Here is a 25,945-nt window from a genome sequence, read left to right as displayed (position 1 = left end):
GATATTTAAACAGTCAATATTTTGCTGTAAAAATGGGATTGATGAAATATGTTAAAAGATCTTGATAAAGTTATTCTGGAATGCCGAAAAAAATGGAGTACACTCCCAAACTACAAAGAAATTAGATTAGATCACTTATTTAAAGTCCTGCTCAAAAAGCATGCTACAGAATATTTCAAACAAACTAATAAAACAGGTACACATTTATGTATTAATGATTACTCCATTATCTATACTAACAATGAGAACCTTCGAGCTAATTTCTCTACAACCTGTCTCTATTATGCATATGCTTTCGCCCCTCTTCTTGAAGAATTAGAAAAATATAAAAATAAGTTTGATACTATCATAAATAATATTTCTAAAAAGAAAAAATTCTCCTCTGATTCTAAGAAAAATTTTTTAGGAAAATTACCTTGTAGAGATTGGGAAAATCTACCTGAAGCAAAAGATTGGGTTGATGATATCAAAAAAGAGCTTAATAGCTTAAATGACAATGATAGAAAATATTTAAGCTATTTCATTTCTGATCCTGATTGGTGGATAAAATCAACAACATCATCTTCAGGACGAAAATTAAACAGAAGTGATGTTATCCAATCCGCCTTAAATTTGGCTATGAATGTTATACTAGCCAGCTCAGATAAATTATACGAAATTATAAAAATATGCCTAAATTCTGAGCTCAAAGAGGCACTAAAGAATTTAATTGATAAAAATGAAATTGATATTGGACGTAATATCATTTTTTATGGAGCTCCTGGAACTGGAAAAAGTTACCAAATAGATCAACTGACTAAAGGTGGAGATTGTATACATACTGTTTTTCATGCTGACACTCAATATAGCGATTTTTTAGGCATGCTTAAACCAGCGATGAACGATAATAATGAATGTAGCTATCATTTTATGCCAGGTCCTTTTATTCAATCCTATGTTAATGCTTTAAAAAATCCTCAAATACACCATTATTTGGTTATTGAAGAAATTAACCGAGCTCAAGCAGCAATGGTATTTGGTGAAATATTTCAACTTCTTGACCGAGATGAAAAAGGAATTGGTTGTTACGAAATTGAACCGGCGGATCAAAGCTTAGTAGATTATTTGATAAATAAAATTGGTGGTTATCCTGATAACAAAGTTAAATTACAAATGCCGGGTAATTTATCTATTCTGGCTACCATGAACAGTAGTGACCAAGCTGTTATGCCTTTAGATACTGCATTTAAAAGACGTTGGGAATTTGAATATATTCAAATTAATATGGATAAAGCATCAGATAAAATTATCAATATTCCGAACAATAATCAGACAGTTGGTGTTGCCTGGAGAAAATTAGCAACAGAAATTAATGAGCGTCTGTCAGAATTTAATATTCCGGAAGATCGTCATCTTGGGCCATTTTTTTTATCAACCAATGAAATAAATGAAAAAGGCTTAACCAATAAGCTTTTTATTTACCTATGGGATGATTTATTGAGACATCAAGCCAAAACAATCATTTTTGATTCAAGCATAAGAACATTTGGGCAACTTATTAAGTGTTTTGAAGAAAAAAAAGAGATATTTTGTCCTGAATTACAAGAAAAATTATTTTAGTTATAAAAATATATTTTGACAATTACAATGAAATTTAAATTTATTACTGATCGAGATAATATTTCTGACTTACCATCAGTTTTAAGGAAAGAAATAAATCAGCGCGGTTTATTTACAGCAAAAAATAGTAATAATGTCTCTTTCTGTGGCATGATGATAAACAATGATACCGTGTATATGTTTATTCCAAGAAGTTCTGATTATTCGAAAATAAATAAAATGGAATTTGCTTGCTTACTAATGTCTATGTTAGAAAGGTATGCAACACGAAATAAATCCCACATAACTTCAGATGATGATGAAAACATTGAAATTAGTTTGTGTTATCTTACTCTCGCCAAAGAGCTGCTATCCGATTATCAGACTTATGGCTTATACAAAAAAGTATCTAAAAAAGAATTAATTAATTCAGGTAAAATAAACTGGAAAAGAACATTCCAAAAAGAACTTCCTATTTTTATAAATTCTAGTACTCCATTTTATCTTGAATATTATGGCTATAAATTTACAAACTTTCATACCCATGAAATATCTAAAATTCACGCAGAAATAGTACATAAATTAGATCACAGTTTGAGCTGGTGGTTGAACAGAAAAGTTGGTTTATTGATTGCCCCTAATTTAGCTAAATTTGAAAAGTCCACTTTAACCATAGAAGAAAAAATTTACATTTTAAATAAAGAATTAAATCAAGCTTATTCAGATCGAGAAATAAAATTACTAAAAAACCTTATTACTTTTTTAAGTCAAGAGCCAGGTACAGCATCAACTATACTTGTTTTAGGGGTCAAGAAATTTGAACAACTTTGGGAAAATATGCTACGCGCTGTATTAAGAGGAACAAATCAAGCTAATAATAATAGGCTTCCAATTCCTGTTTATAAGCATACAACTAATCATTTATCAGATATTAAAAGACCTGGAATGAAATTAGATATTTTCATCAAAGATGATAAATTACTAACTGGCGCAGTTATTGATGCAAAATACTATGATGCTAAAGATAATAATAGCGAATCGCTTCCTGCTTTAGGTGATATACTTAAACAGATTTGCTACCTTAATGCAGTACAGTTAGTGCATCGAAATTTAATTAAAATAGATAATATCTTTATTTTTCCCGGAACTCATAATACTTTTTCTCACATAGAATTTAATCACGAGCAAATTGAACAATCAGAAATATTAAAGGTATTTCCACATATAAAATGCCTCTATTTAAATCCTGTAGATGTTATTAAAGCTTATGTTAATCATCAATATCTTGATAACATAAGAACTGCTTTATTGTCAGACAAGTAAACAGAGATAAATCTTTATGGTTGATGTCCATTCTAAAGAGATTAGGCGTAAAAATATGCAAGCAATAAAGAAAGAAAATACCTTTATTGAAATTCGTATTAATAATCTATTAAAAAACTTAGATATTCCTTTTAACTTTCAAATCAAAGAATTACCGGGAAAACCCGATTTCGTTATTGAGCAATATAAAGCGATTATCTTTGTTCATGGCTGTTTTTGGCATAAACATAACTGTAATTTATTTAAGTTACCTAACTCAAATACTGAATTTTGGCTTAATAAAATTAATGATAATTGCAAACGCGATACAAAAAATATACAAAAATTAGCTAAGTTAGGCTGGAAAATATTGATAATCTGGGAATGTGCATTAAAAGGGAAATTTAAATTAACAGATGAACAACTTATAGATAGAATTGAAGAATGGTTGTGCTCTCATACAAAAAATGCAGAAATTGATACTGAGGGTCTGAAAAAATCTCAAATAAATTTACAATAATTACTAAAAAATGTAATACCTTTTAAAAAATCCACAATAAGACGTGATCTCCAACATATCTTGTCGAGATCAAAGCGTTTTTATTCATGCACAATAATAAACTATTTAAATTTTGCAGCTAAAATGATTATGACCAATGACAATAATACCGATCTGAATTGCCTTATAATGCTAGCGGTGTCCCACAATACTTCAAATCCGGCTGTTTAATCCATTGCTGAGCATCAATAATCGCCAGTTCTCGAACATTTTGTTGTTTGGTAATTTCCAGTACATGGTTAGCGGCATTCGCTGCCAATTCAAATGCTTTTAATTGTGATTGTCCATTGACTAAATGCGCAGTGAAGAGACTACAAATTAAATCCCCAACACCTAATGGGCGGTGCGGAAAATCATATAATGGTCGAGCCAGATGATAGCTTTGCGACGGTGTGGCTAGAATCATTTCAAATAATTCCGTCGTTTTACCGGCATGTAGCAGATTTTTAACCAATATGGCTTGAATAGGCTCGCTTTGCAGTATCTTTATTGCGTTAAGTACATCGCTAAAAGTCTTTATTTCGATATTGGATAATATCTGTAACTCTAATAAATTCGGCGTAATAAAGTCAGCTTGTTTAATCGCTTGCTTAGTAAAAAAATCAATAATGTTTTGTGGCAGTGAGCTACCTTTATTGATATCGCCCCCCATCACCGGATCGCAAACATAAATAGCATTAGGATTATAAAATTTAATCTTTTTTACAGCTTCAAGGATCTCTTCACCTTGTTCGGCAAGCCCAATATAGCCCGAAATAATGGCGTCAATGGATGACAATACGCCAATTTTTTCTAAACTGTTGACGATTCGAGTGATTTGTTGAGCACCTAGCACAATCCCATCATAATGCGGATAAACTGTATTACTTGATAGTTGCACAGTATGAATCGGCATCACTTCGACACCTTGTAATTGCATAGCCAATGTGGCAACTTTGTTACCGGCATAACCATAAACAACGTTAGATTGAATAGATAAAACGGTTTTCATATATTGACCTTATTATTCATCATAATAACGATATTTGCTTAACAAGTAGATACAGATAATGGATATCAGTGCTAAACCACAATAAAACAAGGCTAAGGGTAACCAAAAATTTTTGTAGGTATAAATAACATAACCACCTATCATCGGAATTAAGCTACCAAAAATAGCCGCACATCCTTGGTAACTCATTGACAGCCCAGTATAACGCATTCTGGCAGGGAAAATGCGACTTAAGTACCCTGCAATTACACCATAAAAGCCGCTGTAACAAATCACATTTAACGAAATCCCAATAATAAAACTGGTTTTTGTGCCTGAATTTATAATCGGGAATAACAAGAATACCGATGCCATTGCCAACATTGCTGTACAAATCAAAAAGCGAGTTGCCGAGAATTTTTCTGACCAATAAGAGATAAACGGTTGAGCAACAAAATGGACAATAGCAATCCAAAACAGTGCATCAACTATCACTGATTTCTCGACACCAAGTACCAAAGTAGTATAACCAATCATCAATGTATTAGAAAAAATACCGCTAAATGACAGCACATTAGCACCAATCGCTAATAGTAATAATGGCAATGCTTTTTTAAATACTTCAATAATCGGTGCTGACTCTTGCTTTAAGTCTGCTTGTTTTTTAGATGCTTCAACAAAAACCGGCGATTCGGTTAACGTCACTCTGGCAATAATGCCAATAATTAACAAAATCGCACTGGCTAAAAAAGGAATACGCCAATAACCACTATCAATCAGTTCATTAACAGGTAAACGAATAATATAAGAAAAAACCAGTAATGCTAAAATATTGCCTGCTGGGCTTCCCCACTGGGCAAAGGATGAAAAGAAGTTTTTCAACCCTTTCGGCGCATGTTCATTCGTCATCAACACGGCACCACCCCACTCACCACCAACGGCAACACCTTGTAAAATTCGCAATGCAACCAATAACGTTGGTGCCAAAATACCCGCTTGTTGATAAGACGGTAATAACCCAACACAAGTAGTCGCCGTCCCCATTAAAAGCAAAGTAATAATAAGTGATTTTTTACGCCCTAAACGGTCACCAATATGCCCAAATAACATCGCACCTAAAGGGCGGGATAAAAAACCTACTGCAAAGGTAGCAAACGCCCCTAAAATTTGTACAAACTCGTTATCAGACGGAAAAAAAAGCTGACCAAAAATCAATACCGATGCCAACGCATAGATATAAAAATCATACCATTCAATAGTAGTACCGATAAAAGCAGCAAAAGCCACTTTTTTTGCAGAAGAATTTGACATAAGTAAACCTTGGATAAACCAATACCTATTTTTATGTAAGTGATGACTATGAAACTAACACAAAACCATAAATATCACAATTTGTTATCAGGAAAGAGGTGAAAATTATACAAAATATTGGGATATGCTACTGCTTTCTTATGTATTAAATTGCTAGTTCGCTGATTATTAGCTGTTAATTTATGACTTTTACCAACAACATGTTTATATCATTAAACAATACAATAAATAGATTTATTACAGTATACGGTGACAGAATTCACTGTCACCTTTATTATCTTTTTTCTGTACAAAAACACGCAATTTTATGTCCGTTATAATTAATAAGTTGCGGTTGCTCAGTTGTGCAACGTGAAAACGCTAAACGGCATCGAGCGTTGAAAGCACAACCTAAAGGAGGATTAAGTGGGCTTGGTAATTCTCCTTCTAATTTAATCCTTTCACGTCTAAGATCGAGATTTAATCTCGGTGTTGCTGATAATAATGCCTGCGTGTATGGATGTTCAGGATTACCATAGATTTCATCTTTTTGTCCTTGTTCAACACAGCGACCTAAATACATCACCATAACTTCATCAGCAATATGTTCAACAACAGAAAGATCATGAGAGATAAAAATATAAGATAAACCGAGTTCTTGCTGTAGATCCATCATCAAATTTAACACTTGTGCACGCACAGAAACATCTAATGCAGAAACAGGTTCGTCAGCAACCACGATTTCAGGATCAAGCATTAATCCCCTTGCGATAGCAATACGTTGTCGCTGTCCGCCTGAAAACATATGTGGATAACGGTTATAAAACTCTTCCTTTAATCCAACTTTTTGCATCATTGCTAACACTTTTGCTTTACGATCACTTGCAGTTAAATCCGTATTGATAATGAGTGGCTCTTCTAGAATAGAGCCAATTTTTTTGCGTGGATTCAATGATGAGTATGGATTTTGGAAAACAATTTGAATCTTTTGTCGACGCAATTTTTGCGCTTTGAGATCATTATCTAAAAGATTCTGATCTTTAAAATAAAGTTCTCCCGATGTGGGTTTTTCAATCATTGTCAATAATCTTGCTAATGAGGATTTGCCACAGCCTGATTCACCAACAATTGCGAGTGTTTTAGCTTTACTTAAAGTAAAAGATACACCATCAACAGCCTTAACTTGTTTAGGTTCAGAAAAAAAACCAGTTTTAACATGGTAATATTTTTTCAAGTTTCGGGCATCAAGCAATAATTCGTTATTTTCCATATTATTGTTCATATTGTGGTATTCCTTCGCTCGATAGTGGGTAATGACATTTTACTTGCCTAGTTTCAGAATAACTTATTAATGCAGGCTCCTCAGTATAACAACGTTCGGTAGCATAAGGACATCGAGGATTAAGTAAACAGCCCATTGGCCGATCATATTTCCCCGGAACAACACCTGCTAACGATGCTAACCGCTGTTTATCTTGAGTAAATTCAGGAAGAGAGCGTAATAGTGCTTGTGTGTAAGGGTGTAGTGGAACTTTAAAAATGATCTCCGCATCACCTATTTCAACCACCTGTCCAGCATACATGACAATAATTTTTTGCGCAGCCTCTGAAACTAAGGCCAAATCATGAGTAATGAGAACTAATGCCATATTATTTTTGCGTTGCAAATCAAGCAATAACTCAATAATTTGTCCTTGAATTGTTACATCCAGTGCTGTGGTTGGTTCATCAGCAATTAACAGTTTGGGATTACATGCAATCGCTATTGCAATCATTACTCGCTGACTCATCCCACCAGATAACTGATGAGGATAAACATTGAGTCGATTTTCAGCATCAGGAATACCGACTAATTTAAGTAACTCAATTGCTCTTGCTTTGAGTGCTTTTTTCCTACCGCCTTGATGGATTTTTAGTGTTTCAATGATTTGATAACCTATGGTAAAACACGGATTTAAACTTGTCATTGGATCTTGAAAGATCATCGCCACATCTGCACCCACAATATTACGACGCATTTTAGCTGATATCTGTTGAAGATCTTTACCGTCAAAGTGTAATGCATTTGCATTAACTTTACCCGGATAATCAATTAATCCCATTATGGCTAGTGAACTCACTGATTTTCCTGATCCTGATTCTCCTACAATGCCAACCACTTGTCCTTGTTCAACATCATAACTAATGTAATCTACCGCTTTAAATCCACCAAATTGAACAGATAATTCTTTTACTTCTAATAGTGCCATGACTGAATCTCCATTACTGTTTCAATTTGGGATCAAGCGCATCTCGCAAACCGTCGCCCATTAAGTTAAAAGCTAACACTGTCATTAAAATGACTAAACCTGGGAAGGTAACTACCCACCATGCAGATTGTGCAAATTGCAATACATCAGCAAGCATTGTCCCCCATTCAGGTGTTGGTGGCTGTGCTCCCATTCCCAAAAAGCCTAATGCTGCCATATCTAAAATTGCATTAGAAAATCCTAATGAAGCTTGAACAATTAATGGTGCTAAACAGTTTGGTAAAATATTTATAAACATCTGCCGTAAGGCGCCAGCGCCGGCAACACGGGAAGCAATAACATAATCTTTATTAATTTCAGCTAACGCCGCTCCCCGCGTTAAACGGACATAATGTGGTAATGCGACAAATGCTAATGCCATTGAAGCATTAACAATAGATGGGCCAAATATTGCAACTAAAACAAGTGCAAGTAATAAGCTAGGTAAGGCAAGCATGATATCGACAGCACGCATAATTATATTATCGACAAAGCCACCAACATAACCCGCAATCAATCCCAATGTAATCCCTAAAATCAGCGAAATAATAACAACCAAACAACCAACTAGTAGCGATAAACGGGCGCCATAAATAAGTCTAGATAAGATATCTCGACCCACATCATCAGTGCCTAAAATAAATTGCCAACTCCCGCCATCCATCCAAACTGGGGGCGCTAATAATGCATCTCTAAATTGTTCAGAAGGTGAATGCGGCGCAATAAAATTAGCCAAAATAGCAAGTAATATAACAATCGCAATAAAGATCAAACCAACTAAAGCCCCTTTATTTTGTGAAAAATAAAACCAAAATTCACGTAAAGGGGTTAATGGTTGAGGTACCACCAAACTAGTGTCTTGCTCATTAGTGGCTTCAGTAATAACCTGTTTATTCATCTGTAAACACACTCTTATTTATGTCTTATACGGGGATTGATAACACCGTACAACATATCAACCAATAAATTCACCAAAATAATCATGCCAGCAACAATCAAAACACCACTTTGTACAACAGGGTAATCTCGACGTTGTAGTGCTTCAATTAACCAACGACCAATTCCCGGCCATGAAAAGACAGTTTCGGTCAATATTGCGCCAGCAAGCATCGAACCAACTTGTAAACCGATAACGGTAATTACAGGAATCATCGCATTACGTAACGCATGGATAAGAATGATTCGCAGTCTGCTAACTCCTTTCGCTCGTGCTGTTCGGATATAGTCTTCACTCAACACTTCTAACATAGAAGAACGGGTCATACGCACAATTACTGCTAATGGGATAGTACCTAATACAATGGATGGTAAAATTAAGTGAGTAACAGCATCAATAAAATCTTCCTTTTCTCCCCATAAAAAAGTATCAATTAACATAAATCCGGTTAAAGGTTGACTTTCATCTAAAAAAAGCATGTCGCTGACACGACCTGATACTGGGGTTAAATTTAAGTGTACAGAGACCAACATAATAAGCATCATTCCCCACCAAAAAATCGGCATGGAATATCCCGTTAAAGACAAACCTATAGCTGTGTGATCAAATATTGATCCACGTTTCACTGCCGCAAGCACGCCAATTGGAATCCCAAAACTAATTGCAAACAGCATCGCACAAAATCCAAGCTCAAAAGTTGCTTTAAATCGAGGAACAAATTCCTCCCAAACTGGAATTTGGCTTTTAAACGAGATCCCTAAATCACCATGCAACATTCCAATAATGTATTGAAAATATTGCTCATATAGCGGTTTATCTAAACCTAATTGAGTCATTAATTCGGCATGACGTTCTGGCGATAAACCTCGTTCTCCGGCAAGAACGGTAATGGGATCACCGGGAATAAGGTGAACAAAAATAAAAGTCAGTAGTGTAATACTGATAAAAGTCGGAATAAGTATACCTAACCGCTTTAAAAGAAATCGAAACATGTAGTGGCTCTTAAGTATTGCTTCTAAATTATTGTCTATCAAATAGATAAACTTTTTATTGTTATAAAATAATATATTGATAATATTAAATTAGGTAAAACCCAACGCAGCGATTAACCGCATAATAGAGGTTAATCGCTAGGAATGCTATTTTTCAAGAGCAACTTGGTTGAAGTTATGTAATGCTAAAGGATCCATTATATAGCCTTTAACCTCTTTACGTATCGGCATATAAACCATTGAGTGAGCAATCATTAATGCTGGTGCTTGGTCATGCATCTCAACTTGTGCTTGTTTATAGAGCTCAACCCGTTTTTCATGATTTGGTTCAATTCGAGCTTGTTGTAATAAATCATCGAATGGTTTATAACACCAATGTGAATAATTTTGGCCTGATTTAACCGCATCGCAACTCATCAAAACAGAATAAAAGTTATCAGGATCGCCATTATCTCCCGACCATCCCATTAATACTGCATCATGTTCACCATTACGAATACGAGATAAATACTCGCCCCATTCATAACTGACAATTTTAGCAGTTACACCAATTTTAGCCCAATCCGCTTGAATCATTTCAGCCATACGACGTGCATTAGGATTATATGGACGTTGCACCGGCATCGCCCATAAATTTAAAGTAAACCCGTTCTCTAATCCGGCTGATTTTAATAATTCTTTTGCTTGTGCAGGATCATAAGGATAATCTTTTACAGCATCGTTATAACCCCACATTGATGGTGGAATAAAGTTTTTAGCTGGTTCAGCTGCACCTTGAAATACAGCTTTAATGATCGCATCTTTGTTGACAGCCATATTTAGAGCTTGACGAACTTTTAAATTATCTAATGGTGGTTTATCCATATTGTAGGATAAATAGCCAATATTAGTCCCCGCCATTTCTTTAACAACAATGTTATTATCTGATTTCATTCGCTCAATATCCGCTACATTTGGAAATGGCATTGCGTGACACTCTCCTTTTTGTAACTTAGCATAACGCATTGCAGCATCAGGTGTAATTGAAAAAACTAAACGATCTAGTTTAGCTTTAGGACCAAAATAATCTGGATTCGCTTTATAAAGGATTCTTGAATCTTTTTGATATTGAACAAAAGTAAACGGACCTGTTCCAATAGGTAGTAAATCGATTTTTTCTGGTGTGCCATTTTTAAGCATAGCATCGGCATATTCCGCTGATAAAATTGAAGCGAAAGACATCGCTAAATCGGCTAAAAAAGGCGCTTCTTGTTTGCTCAACTCAAATACGACTGTATGATCATCAACCTTTCTAATCTCTTTAATTAAATCTGGTAATCCCATACTTTCAAAGTAAACATATTGACCACCAGAAACTTTGTTATAAGGATGATTTTTATCCTTTTGTCGCATAAATGTAAAAACAACATCATCAGCATTTAAATTTCGGGTTGGTTTAAATTCTTTACTGTTATGCCATTTAACATCATCACGTAAATGAAAAGTATAAGTTAGACCATCTTGGCTAATATCCCAAGATTTAGCTAAAGAAGGTTCAATTTCGGTAGTACCTAATTTAAATTCCACCAAACGATTATAAACAGGAACTGCACCCGCATCCATCGAAATACCGCTTGTCACAAGCTGTGGATTAAATGTTTCAGGTGAAGCTTCTGCACAATAAACTAACGTTCCATCAGCATACGATTGTGCACTGGTGAGCAACGTTATTAGCGCAGCACTCAATAAAAATTTTCGTTTATATTTACTTATATTTCTCATAAAATCATCCTAACTATCAACTATATTAAACCTATTTTGTCACACGTAAAAAAAGTTAAGAGCATCGTATTTTTGATATCTTTAATATACAAATTTGATAAAATATCTTAATTTTAGTTCTTACAACAAAAAAATTTAATCTTGATTAAATCCATATTTTTACCATCTTCCGCACAGATATAGTGCAAAAAGCACCATAATTAAAATCAACGTGTGACATAGGCATTTACATTAACACACCATTTTTAATTGAAATGACTGCTAACATTAACGCAACAAAAGTTAGATACCGCCAAACAAATAAAAATATGCAAAATTAGTGCCAGTTTCAATTTGCAAATCTATATCAAAAATATGTTTTAGTTGTGATCAATTTAAATATCACCCTTAACTTTTTATATAAATAATCACTTACTAATTGATTTTTATTAAATGTATTATAGTTAGTGTAAATAAAATAATCACCAAATTAATAATATAAAATTAAATTTTCAACTTGATTTGATGCAATTAAAATATAGTTGAAGAGTGGTTTTATACGGTTTTAGAGACAAAAATATTTATCCTAAAGATGTAATTTAGTGATAACGTATTGGGGCCTTACAAATCATCTGATGACCCAAATATCTATCATTTAAAGGGAGAAAAATTATTTAATATATCTTCAAATGTCCTATTTTGCCCACCCAGAACATATCAGGATTTTATAAATAGTTCGATTTACGATTTTGATGAACCAAAACATGACGTACTTATTAATAATTTGAAAGTTAAAGGAAATAGTTGTGTTGTGCTTGATGCTAAGACTACACAATTTAAAAAGTTACTAGCAGAATAAATTCCTTTAGTAACATGATGCATTATAAAAATATAATGCATTTTTCTAATGCATAATCTTCTAACACAGCATCAGTCATGCGATCTAAATGTTTTTGCTTATTGAGTTCTTTATTATTATTAATAACCTCTAACCAAGCTTGATAAAATGCTGTGCGGTGCTCATGTTAAAATCCTTTTATAAGATGCCAATATCATTACATGATTAAAGCTTATTTTTGCTATCTTGTTTAAGCGCATTAGCTGCTTTTTTTAATGGTACTTTAAAAGCACGTTCAAACTTACTCATATACACCAAATGCCATTGTGTATATTGAGGCCACTCTTCCTTATTATAGCCATCGACTTTATATGAAAATTGAATTCGGCAAGCCTTTTTATCATCCAAGCGCATCCATTCAAGTGGTGATCCAAATGTATTTTCTATTTCATTTTTCATCTTAAATAAATAATCAAAAAGAAATTTATTTTCGTCTGTGGAGCTCTTACTTAACCACAGTTCAACACGTAACTCTTTTTGACTAAAAATTAGATTGTAAGGGCAACCACTTAGCCCTGATCCTGCCGAAAGCCAGTGATCCTTGCTAGGACTAATATTATTGTAAAGTGTACAGCTACTTTTTTGGAAAACTTCAAGTGTAAGCTCCCAATATTGGCGACGAATGGAGTGCCTATTTTTCAGAACCACTTCAGTATTCTTTTCTTCTGCTTCTTTAGCGCTAATCCCAATCATGAGCTCTTTTGCTTCGGGGGTTGGAATGATATGATCGATTTCAAGAAAAAGTTGTTCATTTAGTGCATAAGGCGTTACTTTAAAACACTGGATATTAATACCTTGACCCAATAACCACAACGCAGTACTCGTTACTTCCTTGCGGAAATTTGCCGCAACCAACATCAAACGCTGACTATTGCCAAGGTTTAATTTGACTTCGTCTAAATCTGGAATTTCAAGAAATTCACAAATTCGATCAGCAGCATTCAATTGAGGCTTTTTATCTTGTTTTGTGGTTTCTGAATGGAAAGGAGTCTTATTAAGATATTGCTGATAAATATCAACAATTTGCCCTTTTGTTAAACTGGCACAATAAGAGGCATATTTAATCACTTGCCAGACAACATCACGACCACTGTCATCTAGCTTGTTTTCAATAATCACTAAATTACCATCTTTATCAAGTGCTAATAAATCCAAACGTTCACGGGTATCATCAAAACCATCAAACTCCTTTTGAATAATCAGTAACTCTTCACCTAATGCATCGGACTGATAGGTGAGCCACTCTTGTAAATGTTTACGCTCAGTAAATCCTAATTCACTAAAACACTTTACATTTACCGAACTAATTCGGTTAGTTTGACGATCGATGATAAACATAGCTTATCCTAATTTTTATTTTGACAACTCGGCTACAACTTTGTCTTTTTTGTTACAAATATCCTATAATCCACTCGATTTAATCAATGAACTCGGTTTAATGCCTTAAACGTAGTGGTAAAATGTTGTTTTGCATCATTTCCATATAGGCTTCTTTAATGCTACGCCAATAACGTAACTTAGGTACAGGGTTTTCAGTGCTTGTCTTATACACATCATAATGGCTAGTATTTCGTAATTCATCCTCACCATTTTGTTTGCTACGATTTGGGTTATAGTTATCTACCACAAAACGCAGTTTATCCACCTCAACCGCCCAAATCTCAGCAAATTTTGTTACTAAATGTTGAATGGTTTCACTGATCATCTGTTCCAGCAACTCAGTAATATTTTTACCACGGTAAGATTCCGGATCACGCTTAATATTTTGCCAAAGCGTATCCATTAGCCCCGCAAGTTTTGAATTTTCTTCACTCAGCGTTTGAATATAGTTATCGACTTCTTGATATTGCGTATCATCCTCTAAATGTAAGCCTGATGCTGTTTCTGCATTAGGTACAAAACGCTGAATAAGGGATAGAATATAACGATAGTTAATTTCTTCCATCCGGTGTGTAAGCAGAACATATTCAATATCTAACGGCTCTACTTCATCGTCATCATCACGATTATCGCGCAGCTCTTCAAGCACATTAACATAAAAACCATGATAGCCTTCTATCTCACTTTCTGTAATAGAGAAATCTTCTTCGAGCTTAGTAATATCAAAATCAAAATAAACTGATGCCGCGTTAAATGCTTTATCAAAACGCTGGTATAGCTTTGCAAATTGCCGTTTTTCACCTAGTGTGAGATGATGAGTCGCTTCAGGTGTAGGCACTAGATTACGTAACGCTTTTATCGCTCGTTGTAAACGGGCTTTCGCTTCTTGCCAGGTTGGGGCAAGAACATGATTTTCACCACCATTAGAGTAAAGAAATAATGCTTGTTCAACAGCGTCTTGATAGAGAAGGGGTGTTTGAAAAGTGACAATTTGACCAAAGGTTTTGCCATGATCAAATAATCGATTAGTACGTGAAAATGCCTGAATAATATCATGTGGCCGCATTGGAGGCCGGTCGATGAATAAAGTCGAAATGCAAGGAGCATCAAAGCCGGTTAATAGTCTATCGACCACAATAATAATATCAATCTGTTCAGCTCGTCTATGATACCGGCTTTGTTTTCTAGCCAGTCTGGCATTGATATTTTGATTATAGGCACGAATTGTTTCAAGAGTAAAGTTCGTATCATAGCACTGATTATAATCAACTAACGCTTCTTTCATTTTTTCTTGATTGCGAATTGATGATTCTTCATTTTCAGAGAGTGAATATGTCATCGCGACTTTAGGAAAATCTGGCAATATACTTCGTGTGTGCTCACTAATTTTGACGGTTTCAAGTCCGGCGATCACACGTTTAAACAAATCATAATATTCCTGTGCAATAGCGATACTTGGTACCGTTAAAATTGCACCATAAGCTTTGCCTTCACCATTTTCCGTCGTAAAACCAAGTTTGCTTTTTGATTTATTGATAATCGAGTCAATGACTTTTAAGCGATGCCTATTGTCGTCATATACCTCACTAGGAATGAGCTTTTCTTTCTCTTTCGTACTTAACTGGTTCGGCTCTTTGTTAGCATGATAATGGCAAATAATTCTATCAATTTCATCTTCTTCAAGAGTACTCTTATATTCCACTTGAAAGCCAAGTACTGCTTGATCGTTAATTGCCTCTTTTACCGTGTATTCATGTAAACGCTTACCATACTGTTGTTCAGTCGTTCTTGCTAAATCACCTAACTCAGCGCGTGGATTTTCGGCAAAGATTGGCGTACCAGTAAAACCATACCATAGCGCATACTGAAAACAGCGATCAAGTTCCTGTTTTTTTCGTGGTGTGACAGCACGGTGACACTCATCAACAATAAACGCCACTTTAAGGGATTTTATTTTATCGTAGCGTTTTTGTTTGCGTTCGCTAATATTCGTTTCTGCCATGCGCTTCATTAAATAATTAAGCTTTTGAATAGTGGTAATAACCACACCACGATCTTCACTTGCCAGTCGCTGTACTAAATCATTGACATTATCAGTTTCATCAATTGATACAGGATCAAATTCAGCATAAGAAGTAAAGGAACTGGTCGTTTGCTGATCAAGATCGACGCGATCAACAATAAATAGGGTTTTATCAATCGCTGGAATCTGTAACAGATTACACGCCACTTTATAAGAGGTTAAGGTTTTACCCGAACCGGTAGTGTGCCATACATAACCAGATTGCTGTCGTGCCGAAGCCTGTTTAACCGCTTCAATAGCATGGATCTGATAAGGTCGTAATAAAATTAACGTTTCATTATCTTTGTCGGTAATAGAATATTGAGTGACAATTTTATGTGCCTGTGGAATAGATAGCACAGCTTTAGCAAAAGCCAAATAGTCGGTGATAGGTTTATTATTGCTATCCACCCATTTACATAAAAAGCGTTCATTTAATTGAGAATATAGTGCTGAAGCAATATAACGGGTATCGGTGCCATTACTCACAACAAACATCTGCACTGAAGAAAAAATACCCTTAAACTTCCCTTCTTTTAGGTATTTTTTGATCTGACGGAAGCCATCCATATAAGGGTGCTGGCGATTTTTTAGTTCAATATGAATCATTGGCAAACCGTTGATCAGCAATGTCACATCAAAAATACGGTTACGATCATTAGCTTGCTGCTTACCGCTGGTAAACTGATTAATTACTTCATAACTTGTGCTGCCACCAGCTACATCGGCGCGATTAATCACATTCAAACGAATTGTACCAAGGCTGGCATCTTCACGCTGTACTTGTACTTTAGCGATACCATTTTCACCAGCAAGCCATTTAGCCGCTTCATAAAAACTAATAAAAGTCAGCTGTGTTTTAACCTGCATAAACTCTTGCTCCGTTAAAGCGACGCCGCGTAATATTGCACGATTATTCGCTTCAAGAATGTTGCGTAAGTTTTGCCATAAAGCTGCTTCATTGGTTAAATCATCCCGATAGTGCCATTGAGATTCACCTTGAATCAGTTGATTAATCAGGTTGATTTCTAGCTCTCGTTCTTTAGTAAATTGAATCGCCACAGGCTGTCCTTTTTATAATGATCCACTAAATAAATAATCGCTGTAACATCGCTTTTTTAAGTGTTTGATAATGGGTTAATTTATTTTGTTGTTCAGTAATTTGTTTATCTAATTGTTGGAAAAAGTTACCGATTTGGGTTTGTTCTTGGATACTAGGAGTACAAACTTCTAAATTACCTATTTGCTCAAGAGATAAATTAGGCTGAGCACCGACTGTAGGGTTTTTGCGAATATAATCGGTAACAACTTTACCAGACAATATTGTCATCAAAAAATAGGTATCATAATTATATCCTCTAATTATTGATAATGCTTGGTTAGTATTAGCTGGTAATATTGACTTATTTACAATAGCTACACGCCCTAATGTTCCTGCTATAGAGAACAAAATATCATTTTCTTCTAATTTTGAACGCCTTAAATAATTCTCATGCTCCTCTTGAGAAATTTTAGTATTTGGTTTTATTATTCCATAACTAATATTTTCAACTTTCACAAAATTTACTGGTCCTGTATTTAGTTGATTTTTTGGTGTTGTTCCCTTTGTAATTAGTTTGGTATATTCTCGTAATCTTTGTCGGTTCCACTCTCCACTAAACCCCTTAAAGCGTATCCTCGGCACCTTTTCATCTTTTTGTGGAAACATTTTTTGTAGCATGGCTTTTTTATAGTTTTGCGCTTGAGTTAAGGCGTGTTGTTGTAGTTCAATCACTTGATCTAGTTTCTGGAAAAAATCGCCAATTTGCGTTTGTTCTTCTAATAGAGGGAAATTAATAGATTGTTCTTTTAATATTGACCAATCAGCTCTTGGCATTTTTGTACCAGATGTTAAATTCGCAGCTTTTAAAAATTGATAGGTTTGAATATATCCATAAATAAACAAGTTTGAAAAACCTTGTTTTGGATAGAGAGCCCAAATTTCCCCACTTTTTATTCCATCACAATTGGCTAACCACCATTTATTTAAATAGGGCCTTAGTTTTCCGAACAAAATATCATTCTTTTTAAAAATGCTATTTGATTGAGTTCTAATTGAAGTATCACCAATGATAATCCCCTTGTCTATAACTAGATTTTCTAATTCAATATCAACATCAAAATCTTCTTTATTACCCGATTCATTTCTCAGATTAATAACTTTTGACAGTTCGTCACGTTTCCACTCTCCACTAAATCCCTTAAACCTCAGTTTAGGCACCTTACTCTTAATGCTTGCCATTACCGACTCCTTGTAATGCCGCTTTAAAGTCTGCTAACTCTTTTTTCGCTTCTGGTGTCGTGCCCGTTAGTTCATCTAACATCGCAATCAGTTCATTTTCTGAGGTTTTTACTTCTTGTTGTGTCTGCATCATCGCTGTGGATAAATCAGTTAGAGGAATCTCTGGTTCTGTTTCAAAGGTATCAACATAGCGGGGAATATTAAGGTTAAAATCATTCGCTTCAATCTCGGTAAAACTCGCCAAATAGCTGAATTTGTCGATAGTTTTGCGTTCTACATAAGCCTTAAAAATGGTTTCAACATGTTCATCAGTTAAGACGTTTTTGGTTCGCGCTTTTTCAAATAATTCTTGTGCATCAATAAACAGCACATCACGTTGATTGTAATCTTTACGTAAGACAATAATTGTAGTTGGAATACCAGTATTATAAAAAATATTCGCAGGTAAACCTATCACAGCATAAATATGACCGTTTTCAAGTAATGTGCGGCGTATTTTTTCCTCGCTGCTGCCTCTAAACAATACCCCATGTGGCAGTACAATCGCCATGGTACCCTTTGATTTTAAATGGTAGAAGCCATGCAGTAAAAAGGCAAAATCAGCACGCGATTTGGGCGCTAACACCCCATAAGGTGCAAAACGAGCATCATCTAAAAAGCCTTTTACTGCACTCCAGTGCGCGGAATACGGTGGATTCATTAATACACCATCAAAATTGGTTGGTTCATCTGTTGGCCAGTCATCGCTTAGGGTATCAGCATTGCTTAAATATTGATTTGCAATCGGCACTTGGTGCAACATTAAGTTCATTCGTGCCAGATTATAGGTTGAAGTATTAATTTCCTGACCAAAATAGAGCACGGTTCCTGGTTCATGACTCTCTTTTTTAATATTAAGCATTAATGACCCCGATCCCATAGTTGGATCATAAATGCTAAAACCCTTTTGCTTTTGTTTGCCATGCATCACAATTTTAGTCATCAACTTTGCGACACCATGTGGTGTATAAAATTCCCCCGCTTTTTTTCCTGATTCAGAGGCAAATTCACTGATCATATATTCATAAGCATCGCCCAAAATATCACCAACATAACCATCTAAATCAACCTCAGCCAATTTTTTCATTACAGCCGAAATAGTTTCATTTTGCTTTTGTGGTGAGGCCCCAAGCTTACGAGAATAAAGGTCAATATCCTGAAATAGGTTGGCAAAAGTCTCATGCGCTTGTTCAATATTACGAAAACCTTGTGCTAAGGTTTCTAATTGGAAAGTGCTGTTATTAATATCATCCAACAATTGAGTAAAAGTATATTGTGGCTCAATTACATAAGAAAACTGAGTATTGAGCACCTCTTTAAGATCTTGCTGTAATTCTGGATTAGCATAAGCCTTAGTATAGATTGCTTGTGCTTGTTTTAAATCATCAGCTTTCTCTTCTAACTGATCAACCGCATAATCCAACATATTATCCGATAGGTATTTATAAAAAATAATACCCAACAAATAGTTTTTGTATTCATTGGCATCCATCTTGGAGCGTAAAATATCGGCTGACGCCCAAAGCGCGTTATAAAGTGTGCTAGAATTTTGTTCCATGTAGCAGAATCTCATCAATTAATGATTAACATTGTTGTTAATTTTATCAGATTTATAAATTTTTTATCCATTATTAAAAATAATAGGTTAATTTGTTACTTATAGTGATTACTTCCTAAACACTTCCCGTAAATGCCATTCAACAAACCGATCATGCAAATAATCTTCTTTTATACGTGGTAGTAAGATGTTTTTACCTTCAAAATCCCAGAACAATTTTTCAACCATTTGATGACCATTAACTCCACTTGATATTTTCATTTTTAAATAACTGTCAAGACCAATCGCTCTCATATCAAAAGCAGAATGATGTAATAAACAAAGAGCTAAACCATCATTGACAATACAAGGACCGCCATATTGTTTCCATTTAACATGAGCAGCCTCAAGACCTATCGATATCGAGTCATACTTTAAATCATAACCACAGATAGCACATTGATAGTTATAAGCTCGTAACACCAATTGCCTAAATTTAGGATCTCGTTGACGGTTAAAATCACTAAATCCAAAATCAAGTCGATTGATTAAATTTTCTTGTACACTTTCAGGAAAATATTGGCTTAATATCTGCTCGGCTAATTTATCAATAACAAGGGGGTATTTTTTTAAGGTATTGATATGTTAGTTCATCAAATCCATTATGAACCTGATTTAGTGAAAGCTGCTTACTGGACGGTTCTTTACTTGGCTTATTAGTATTAATGCAATCTTCAATATTAGTTAATTGCCAAAATCTATCATTTTTCAAACGTCAGAAAGGCATATTCGGATAATAATGCGTTCGTGATGGACCAAATTTGATCAATAAATCCAACAATGGCTCTTCAATTTCTGCTCCATAATTAAATAGCGTTTATGACCTTGTTTATATTGAGATAAGACGTAAAGCAGTAACAAAGGTTTATGCAGCGTTCTTTGAGGTCCTTTTTTCCAAATGGAGAGATCGCCGATTTTCTGTTGTAAATATTTGATATCCATCATCCCATAAACTGAATGCAAAAAGTTGGATGCTATTACAAATATTACATTAATTTTGTGAGACAGCTCACAAAATATTAAAGCATTCAATAAACAAATTTAAAAGAATGATAATTAAATCGTGCTTAAAAATAGAAGTGTAAAAGAATATCGGCAAGTAATTATTAATAAAATCAGAATTGATAAACATCAGACATAAAAAAACCAGCTCTCGCTGGTGTTCTTTTTTTAGAATTGGTGCCCGGACGCGGAATCGAACCACGGACACGGGGATTTTCAATCCCCTGCTCTACCGACTGAGCTATCCGGGCAACAATGGATGCACATTAAACACGATCTGAGATTATCCGTCAATCCCTTTTGTAAGATATTTTAAAAAAAATAGATTGTTTGGTTGAAAAATAACTAATCATCTATATATCTGGATCTAATTTTAATAATATAACGTCACTTTTTAAGGAATTGTTATATGCGATATCTAGGCTTTATTGTTTTTTTTATTTATCTCTATTTTGAAATTAGTACATTTATGATGGTGGCTAACGCTATTGGCGTTTTTCTTGCCTTAATTTGTATTATTGCAACATCTATTATTGGTTTTTCATTAGTTAAAACACAAGGTTTGAAAAACCTGCGCGAAATGCAACAAAAAATAGCAGAAAATCAGAGTCCTAAAAATGAAATTATTAAAAGTGTTGCTTTATTGTTTGCTGGTTTTCTATTACTTATCCCTGGTTTTTTAACCGACATTTTAGGCGCTATTTTATTAATTCCTTATGTGCAAGAATCGATTGTTAATTTCATTGTGAGAAAACTACCAAAAAAATCAATATTTTCATCATACCAACGTACTGATAAAAATGCTGATATTATTGAGGGAGAGTTCATCCGTAAAGATGATGAAGAATTAATCAATTGAAAAATATTTTAATATTATTCTCTTGAAGAATTTAAAACAAACCCCATGTAATATTCACTATATTATATAGATCATAATTTGATGATTTATTGTTAATAATTATTTAATTTAAATTAGTGCTAGGAGATAACTAATGAAAATTCGTCCATTGCATGATCGTGTGATCATTAAACGCAAAGAAGTAGAATCAAAATCAGCTGGCGGTATTGTTTTAACAGGTTCAGCTGCGGGTAAATCAACACGTGGTGAAGTTTTAGCTGTTGGTAATGGTCGCATTTTAGAAAATGGTCAAGTTCAACCATTAGACGTTAAAGTTGGCGATATCGTTATTTTCAATGAAGGATATGGCGTTAAAACAGAAAAAATTGATAACGAAGAAGTGCTTATCTTATCTGAAAGCGATATTTTAGCCATTGTTCAAGCGTAATTGGCAAATAATTTAATTTATAGACAGAATTCAGGAGAAATACAAAATGGCAGCTAAAGATGTAAAATTTGGTAATGACGCTCGCGTTAAAATGCTTAAAGGCGTTAATGTACTAGCTGATGCAGTTAAAGTCACTTTAGGTCCAAAAGGACGTAACGTAGTATTAGATAAATCATTTGGTGCACCAACTATTACTAAAGATGGTGTGTCAGTTGCTCGTGAAATCGAATTAGAAGATAAATTCGAAAACATGGGTGCACAAATGGTTAAAGAAGTAGCTTCAAAAGCAAATGATGCTGCTGGTGACGGTACAACTACCGCAACAGTACTTGCTCAAGCGATTGTTAACGAAGGTTTAAAAGCGGTTGCGGCTGGCATGAACCCTATGGATTTAAAACGTGGTATCGATAAAGCTGTTGTTGCAGCAGTTGAAGAGCTTAAAAAATTATCTTCACCATGTGCAGACTCTAAAGCGATTGCGCAAGTTGGTACTATTTCAGCAAACTCTGATGAAACTGTTGGTACTTTAATTGCACAAGCAATGGAAAAAGTGGGTAAAGAAGGTGTTATCACTGTTGAAGATGGTACTGGTTTACAAGACGAGCTTGATGTTGTTGAAGGTATGCAATTTGATCGTGGTTATTTATCACCATATTTCATCAATAAACCAGAAACAGCGACTGTTGAATTAGACAGCCCATATATTTTATTAGCTGATAAAAAAATCTCTAACATTCGTGAATTATTACCAGTATTAGAAGCAGTTGCTAAAGCAGGTAAATCACTATTAATCATTGCTGAAGATGTTGAAGGCGAAGCATTAGCAACATTAGTTGTCAATACTATGCGTGGTATTGTTAAAGTTGCCGCAGTTAAAGCTCCTGGTTTTGGTGACCGTCGTAAAGCAATGTTACAAGACATCGCGATTTTAACAGCTGGTACTGTAATTTCAGAAGAAATCGGTTTAGAGCTTGAAAAAGCAACTTTAGAAGATCTAGGTCAAGCTAAACGTGTTGTTATCAATAAAGACAATACCACTATTATCGATGGCGTTGGTGAAGAGTCTTTAATCACTGCGCGTGTTGAACAAATCCGTAAACAAATCGAAGAATCAACTTCTGACTACGATAAAGAAAAACTTCAAGAACGTGTAGCTAAACTTGCTGGTGGTGTTGCAGTCATTAAAGTTGGTGCAGCAACTGAAGTTGAAATGAAAGAGAAAAAAGCACGTGTAGAAGATGCATTACACGCGACTCGTGCAGCGGTTGAAGAAGGTGTTGTTGCTGGTGGTGGTGTTGCGTTAGTTCGTGCTGCATCTGCAATTTTAGACCTTAAAGGTGCAAACGAAGATCAAAACGTTGGTATTAAAGTAGCTTTACGTGCGATGGAAGCACCATTACGTCAAATCGTAACTAACTGTGGTGAAGAAGCATCAGTTGTTGTTAACGCAGTTAAAGGTGGCAAAGGTAACTATGGTTACAATGCTTCAACTGAAGAGTACGGCGATATGATCGCAATGGGTATCTTAGATCCAACTAAAGTAACGCGTAGCGCATTACAATATGCTGCATCTGTTGCGGGTCTTATGATCACAACTGAATGTATGGTTACTGATTTACCTAAAGATGATAAAGCTGATTTAGGTGCTGCTGGTGGTATGGGCGGCATGGGTGGAATGGGCGGAATGATGTAATTCATCCTATCGTTACAACCCAAAACCTGTTAAAAAACCACCCTTTTATTGGGTGGTTTTTTATTTATTTTCCTTCTATCAAATACTCATTAACTTCACAACTTAATCACATAATCAACACCGTGAATATCAAATAAAAGTCCATTTACACTAATTGTTGTTTAAAATAGCAAAACACCTAATTTTTCTTTATGACTTTTAGTTACGCTTTTTTAGAAATGAACCAAGTATGTTGTTTTTTTCTTGTCAAAATGAAATGTAAAATAGATAATAACATGATGAAAAAATGCGGTTTATTTTTTCTATAAAAATAAATTAATTATACCTAACTTTATTACTTTATATGAAATAGGATATAAAATAGGATATAAAGTTACTAAGTAATAAGTGAATATAAAAAGGAATAGAACAATGAGTGTATCGTCCAGTAAAAAAGCTGCAACAGTTCAACAAAATGATTATTCAGCAAGACAACGACAAAAATCTACCCGAACAGAATCCCCTCAAGCTAACATTCAAAATAATACTTTTTTCAAAGTTATTTTTTCCGATAATCTTTCTCTTCAACAAAAAGTTCAAGAAGTTACACAAATTTTAGAATTTACCGATAATAAAGAAATAGATCGTGAAAAAGTAGAAGAGTTTGATAAGTTCAAAGAATATCTACAATCAATCTCTGAAGAGATGTCTAAGCAACGTATCGAAATGACTGATACCGAAGTGTTCGCTGAATTGCAACGAGTCTATGCTGATTTTAATAATGACCTTAATGATTTTATTGATAAAATCAAACCGCTTACCGAAATCACTGATGCACTTTATAACCTACGCCAAAATGGTGAAACGCGTAACGCCCTAGCGCAAATAAAAGCAGATCAAGAATGGGATGATGAGAAGCAAGCCGAAAAAAAACAAATACAAGATGAAATCACAAATAACGATACACTAATAGCTAAACTAAAAGAAGAAATTCATACATTAGAGCAAGATAGAATATTCTTTGGCCTTGGAAAAATTAAAGCCGCCTCAAAAGCGAAAATAGCAATTAATCAAGAAAAAATAGCGCAATTAGAACAAGATATACAAAATAAAAATACACAATTAGCAAATCTTGAAGAAGAAATTAAACACCGCCATGCGCAACGTAGTGAATCACTTGATGTTGAGAAATTAAAAGAGCTACTGAATTTAACATCAGATGAACACACATTACGACAAGCTGATATGGTTGAATCTGCCTTAAAATTCGTCAACCAAGGTAAAGAGCGTTTTGGTGCTATTCGTGGTCATCTTGAAAAGATGGTTAAACAAATCGAAGGGCTTAGCGACAATAATGGTAACATGATCCAAATTTATGCCATTATGAACGAAGCGACCAAACAAGTTGAAAAAGTCCATCGTGAACGCCGACAAGAACTCGAAAATAAAGATGTTGGTGACAATTTGTTAGAGTCAATGAAACTGGAAGAAACCAGACGTAATTTGGATGAACATATCGATACCGTATCAACTGCAACTGTCGATACGATGCAAACCTACGGCGAATTGACTACCGAAGCAATTAAAATACGTAACATGCAAGCTGCAACTAAAAAACAAGTAGAAAGTGCAAGAGCAATGCATTCACGCGGTATTGCATCAGTCGCTTCACAACTTAGCGTTGTGGTAACAGCGGTTAACTCAGCAGCGATTAATGAAGCGCAATCCATGGCAGGAAATACTTTAGCTGAAATGGCGAGAGTAACTAACGATATTGCTAAGAACGAAGCAATACGAATTGCAACGGGTCGTGATGAAATCAATAACGATTTAGAAGCTATGCTACAAAACTTAGCTGAATTTGGCGATACTCAACGTGAAGCAACAGAAATCACCCGTTCTGCCCTTGAAACAATGCGCGCTAATTTAGAAGAAATCGAAAAAATGTCCAAAGATGTTCAAGGTGATACTCGTGAATTTATTGCAGTGACTGGTGATGTTTTATCTGAAAAGAGTGAAGCCAAAAAAGAAACTAAAAATACTACGTCCCCTTTTAAACTATAACTGACGAA

At 34.7% G+C, this 25,945-nt stretch carries 18 protein-coding genes, 1 tRNA gene and 1 pseudogene; 7 read left to right on the top strand and 13 right to left on the bottom strand.

All coding sequences use genetic code 11. The annotated features are described in order from the left end of the window. Nucleotides 1-48: 48 nt before the first annotated feature. Genes A9G03_RS11750 through A9G03_RS11740 form a run of 3 tightly spaced genes read left to right on the top strand, consistent with a single transcriptional unit; the run spans nt 49 to nt 3,400 of the window. Nucleotides 49-1,599: an AAA family ATPase gene (locus A9G03_RS11750; RefSeq protein WP_065799294.1), complete on the top strand. Its 1,551-nt coding sequence runs from the start codon at nt 49-51 to the stop codon at nt 1,597-1,599. A gap of 27 nt (nt 1,600-1,626) precedes the next feature. Next, complete coding sequence (locus A9G03_RS11745; protein ID WP_065799293.1) at nt 1,627-2,901, top strand: LlaJI family restriction endonuclease; 1,275 nt, start codon at nt 1,627-1,629, stop codon at nt 2,899-2,901. A gap of 16 nt (nt 2,902-2,917) precedes the next feature. Further along, nucleotides 2,918-3,400 carry a very short patch repair endonuclease gene (locus A9G03_RS11740; RefSeq protein WP_065799292.1) on the top strand — a complete coding sequence of 161 codons (483 nt, stop codon included), beginning with the start codon at nt 2,918-2,920 and terminating at the stop codon, nt 3,398-3,400. Nucleotides 3,401-3,563: 163 nt separating this feature from the next. Here A9G03_RS11740 and pdxY read toward each other — a convergent pair whose 3' ends face one another. The 13 genes and pseudogenes from pdxY to A9G03_RS11675 all read right to left on the bottom strand — a co-directional run bounded on the left by pdxY (nt 3,564) and on the right by A9G03_RS11675 (nt 21,166). After that, complete coding sequence (pdxY, locus tag A9G03_RS11735) at nt 3,564-4,430, bottom strand: pyridoxal kinase PdxY (protein ID WP_065799291.1); 867 nt, start codon at nt 4,428-4,430, stop codon at nt 3,564-3,566. Between the two features lie 12 nt (nt 4,431-4,442). Beyond that, complete coding sequence (locus tag A9G03_RS11730) at nt 4,443-5,720, bottom strand: MFS transporter (RefSeq protein WP_065799290.1); 1,278 nt, start codon at nt 5,718-5,720, stop codon at nt 4,443-4,445. A gap of 274 nt (nt 5,721-5,994) precedes the next feature. Beyond that, nucleotides 5,995-6,981 carry a peptide ABC transporter ATP-binding protein gene (locus A9G03_RS11725; protein WP_065799289.1) on the bottom strand — a complete coding sequence of 329 codons (987 nt, stop codon included), beginning with the start codon at nt 6,979-6,981 and terminating at the stop codon, nt 5,995-5,997. Continuing rightward, the gene (gene dppD, locus A9G03_RS11720; RefSeq protein ID WP_065799288.1) at nt 6,971-7,948 is read right to left on the bottom strand and encodes a dipeptide ABC transporter ATP-binding protein; all 978 of its coding nucleotides are present in this window, start codon (nt 7,946-7,948) and stop codon (nt 6,971-6,973) included. The genes A9G03_RS11725 and dppD overlap by 11 nt, the downstream gene beginning before the upstream one ends. 13 nt (nt 7,949-7,961) lie before the next feature. Next, a complete protein-coding gene (dppC, locus tag A9G03_RS11715) occupies nt 7,962-8,885 on the bottom strand; it encodes a dipeptide ABC transporter permease DppC (protein WP_141671486.1) in 924 nt (307 codons plus the stop codon). Nucleotides 8,886-8,899: 14 nt separating this feature from the next. Further along, nucleotides 8,900-9,916: a dipeptide ABC transporter permease DppB gene (dppB, locus tag A9G03_RS11710; protein ID WP_065632936.1), complete on the bottom strand. Its 1,017-nt coding sequence runs from the start codon at nt 9,914-9,916 to the stop codon at nt 8,900-8,902. Between the two features lie 147 nt (nt 9,917-10,063). Then, a complete protein-coding gene (locus tag A9G03_RS11705; RefSeq protein ID WP_065799287.1) occupies nt 10,064-11,677 on the bottom strand; it encodes an ABC transporter substrate-binding protein in 1,614 nt (537 codons plus the stop codon). Between the two features lie 1,042 nt (nt 11,678-12,719). After that, nucleotides 12,720-13,892: a DUF4268 domain-containing protein gene (locus A9G03_RS11700; protein ID WP_065799286.1), complete on the bottom strand. Its 1,173-nt coding sequence runs from the start codon at nt 13,890-13,892 to the stop codon at nt 12,720-12,722. A gap of 97 nt (nt 13,893-13,989) precedes the next feature. Then, nucleotides 13,990-17,058, bottom strand: coding sequence for a type I restriction endonuclease subunit R (locus A9G03_RS11695; protein WP_082209458.1), 3,069 nt, complete (start codon nt 17,056-17,058; stop codon nt 13,990-13,992). Between the two features lie 25 nt (nt 17,059-17,083). Further along, nucleotides 17,084-18,277 (bottom strand): restriction endonuclease subunit S, encoded by a 1,194-nt coding sequence (locus A9G03_RS12390; RefSeq protein WP_082209457.1) that lies wholly within the window; start codon nt 18,275-18,277, stop codon nt 17,084-17,086. Beyond that, complete coding sequence (locus tag A9G03_RS11685; protein WP_065799285.1) at nt 18,264-19,874, bottom strand: type I restriction-modification system subunit M; 1,611 nt, start codon at nt 19,872-19,874, stop codon at nt 18,264-18,266. The genes A9G03_RS12390 and A9G03_RS11685 overlap by 14 nt, the downstream gene beginning before the upstream one ends. Before the next feature lie 108 nt (nt 19,875-19,982). Further along, nucleotides 19,983-20,858, bottom strand: a pseudogene (locus A9G03_RS12925) (phosphorothioated DNA-binding restriction endonuclease). 232 nt (nt 20,859-21,090) lie between these two features. Continuing rightward, nucleotides 21,091-21,166: transfer RNA gene (locus tag A9G03_RS11675), tRNA-Phe, on the bottom strand. Nucleotides 21,167-21,324: 158 nt separating this feature from the next. Here A9G03_RS11675 and A9G03_RS11670 point away from each other — a divergent pair. The 4 genes from A9G03_RS11670 (at nt 21,325) to A9G03_RS11655 (ending at nt 25,937) form a co-directional block, all read left to right on the top strand. Then, a complete protein-coding gene (locus tag A9G03_RS11670; protein WP_065633807.1) occupies nt 21,325-21,774 on the top strand; it encodes an FxsA family protein in 450 nt (149 codons plus the stop codon). A 133-nt stretch (nt 21,775-21,907) separates the two neighbouring features. Further along, nucleotides 21,908-22,201, top strand: a complete 294-nt coding sequence (locus tag A9G03_RS11665) for a co-chaperone GroES (protein WP_034915350.1) — start codon at nt 21,908-21,910, stop codon at nt 22,199-22,201. A 46-nt stretch (nt 22,202-22,247) separates the two neighbouring features. Next, nucleotides 22,248-23,894: a chaperonin GroEL gene (gene groL, locus A9G03_RS11660; RefSeq protein WP_065633806.1), complete on the top strand. Its 1,647-nt coding sequence runs from the start codon at nt 22,248-22,250 to the stop codon at nt 23,892-23,894. A gap of 411 nt (nt 23,895-24,305) precedes the next feature. Continuing rightward, complete coding sequence (locus tag A9G03_RS11655; RefSeq protein WP_065799284.1) at nt 24,306-25,937, top strand: hypothetical protein; 1,632 nt, start codon at nt 24,306-24,308, stop codon at nt 25,935-25,937. The last annotated feature ends 8 nt before the right edge of the window (nt 25,938-25,945 follow it).

It is taken from the genome of Gilliamella sp. wkB171, from assembly GCF_001693755.1.
GTDB lineage: Bacteria > Pseudomonadota > Gammaproteobacteria > Enterobacterales > Orbaceae > Gilliamella > Gilliamella apicola_F.
Note: the sequence above shows the minus strand (reverse complement) of the source record. Positions and strands in the feature narration are given on the sequence as shown.

Excerpts from the sequence above, each read along its gene's own strand:
- dppB (WP_065632936.1), bottom strand. The coding sequence starts at position 9,916 with ATGTTTCGATTTCTTTTAAAGCGGTTAGGTATACTTATTCCGACTTTT.
- A9G03_RS11740 (WP_065799292.1), top strand. The coding sequence starts at position 2,918 with ATGGTTGATGTCCATTCTAAAGAGATTAGGCGTAAAAATATGCAAGCA.
- A9G03_RS11665 (WP_034915350.1), top strand. The coding sequence starts at position 21,908 with ATGAAAATTCGTCCATTGCATGATCGTGTGATCATTAAACGCAAAGAA.
- dppC (WP_141671486.1), bottom strand. The coding sequence starts at position 8,885 with ATGAATAAACAGGTTATTACTGAAGCCACTAATGAGCAAGACACTAGT.
- A9G03_RS11725 (WP_065799289.1), bottom strand. The coding sequence starts at position 6,981 with ATGAACAATAATATGGAAAATAACGAATTATTGCTTGATGCCCGAAAC.
- A9G03_RS12390 (WP_082209457.1), bottom strand. The coding sequence starts at position 18,277 with ATGGCAAGCATTAAGAGTAAGGTGCCTAAACTGAGGTTTAAGGGATTT.
- A9G03_RS11685 (WP_065799285.1), bottom strand. The coding sequence starts at position 19,874 with ATGGAACAAAATTCTAGCACACTTTATAACGCGCTTTGGGCGTCAGCC.
- groL (WP_065633806.1), top strand. The coding sequence starts at position 22,248 with ATGGCAGCTAAAGATGTAAAATTTGGTAATGACGCTCGCGTTAAAATG.
- dppD (WP_065799288.1), bottom strand. The coding sequence starts at position 7,948 with ATGGCACTATTAGAAGTAAAAGAATTATCTGTTCAATTTGGTGGATTT.
- A9G03_RS11745 (WP_065799293.1), top strand. The coding sequence starts at position 1,627 with ATGAAATTTAAATTTATTACTGATCGAGATAATATTTCTGACTTACCA.
- A9G03_RS11655 (WP_065799284.1), top strand. The coding sequence starts at position 24,306 with ATGAGTGTATCGTCCAGTAAAAAAGCTGCAACAGTTCAACAAAATGAT.
- A9G03_RS11700 (WP_065799286.1), bottom strand. The coding sequence starts at position 13,892 with ATGTTTATCATCGATCGTCAAACTAACCGAATTAGTTCGGTAAATGTA.
- pdxY (WP_065799291.1), bottom strand. The coding sequence starts at position 4,430 with ATGAAAACCGTTTTATCTATTCAATCTAACGTTGTTTATGGTTATGCC.
- A9G03_RS11730 (WP_065799290.1), bottom strand. The coding sequence starts at position 5,720 with ATGTCAAATTCTTCTGCAAAAAAAGTGGCTTTTGCTGCTTTTATCGGT.
- A9G03_RS11750 (WP_065799294.1), top strand. The coding sequence starts at position 49 with ATGTTAAAAGATCTTGATAAAGTTATTCTGGAATGCCGAAAAAAATGG.
- A9G03_RS11705 (WP_065799287.1), bottom strand. The coding sequence starts at position 11,677 with ATGAGAAATATAAGTAAATATAAACGAAAATTTTTATTGAGTGCTGCG.
- A9G03_RS11670 (WP_065633807.1), top strand. The coding sequence starts at position 21,325 with ATGCGATATCTAGGCTTTATTGTTTTTTTTATTTATCTCTATTTTGAA.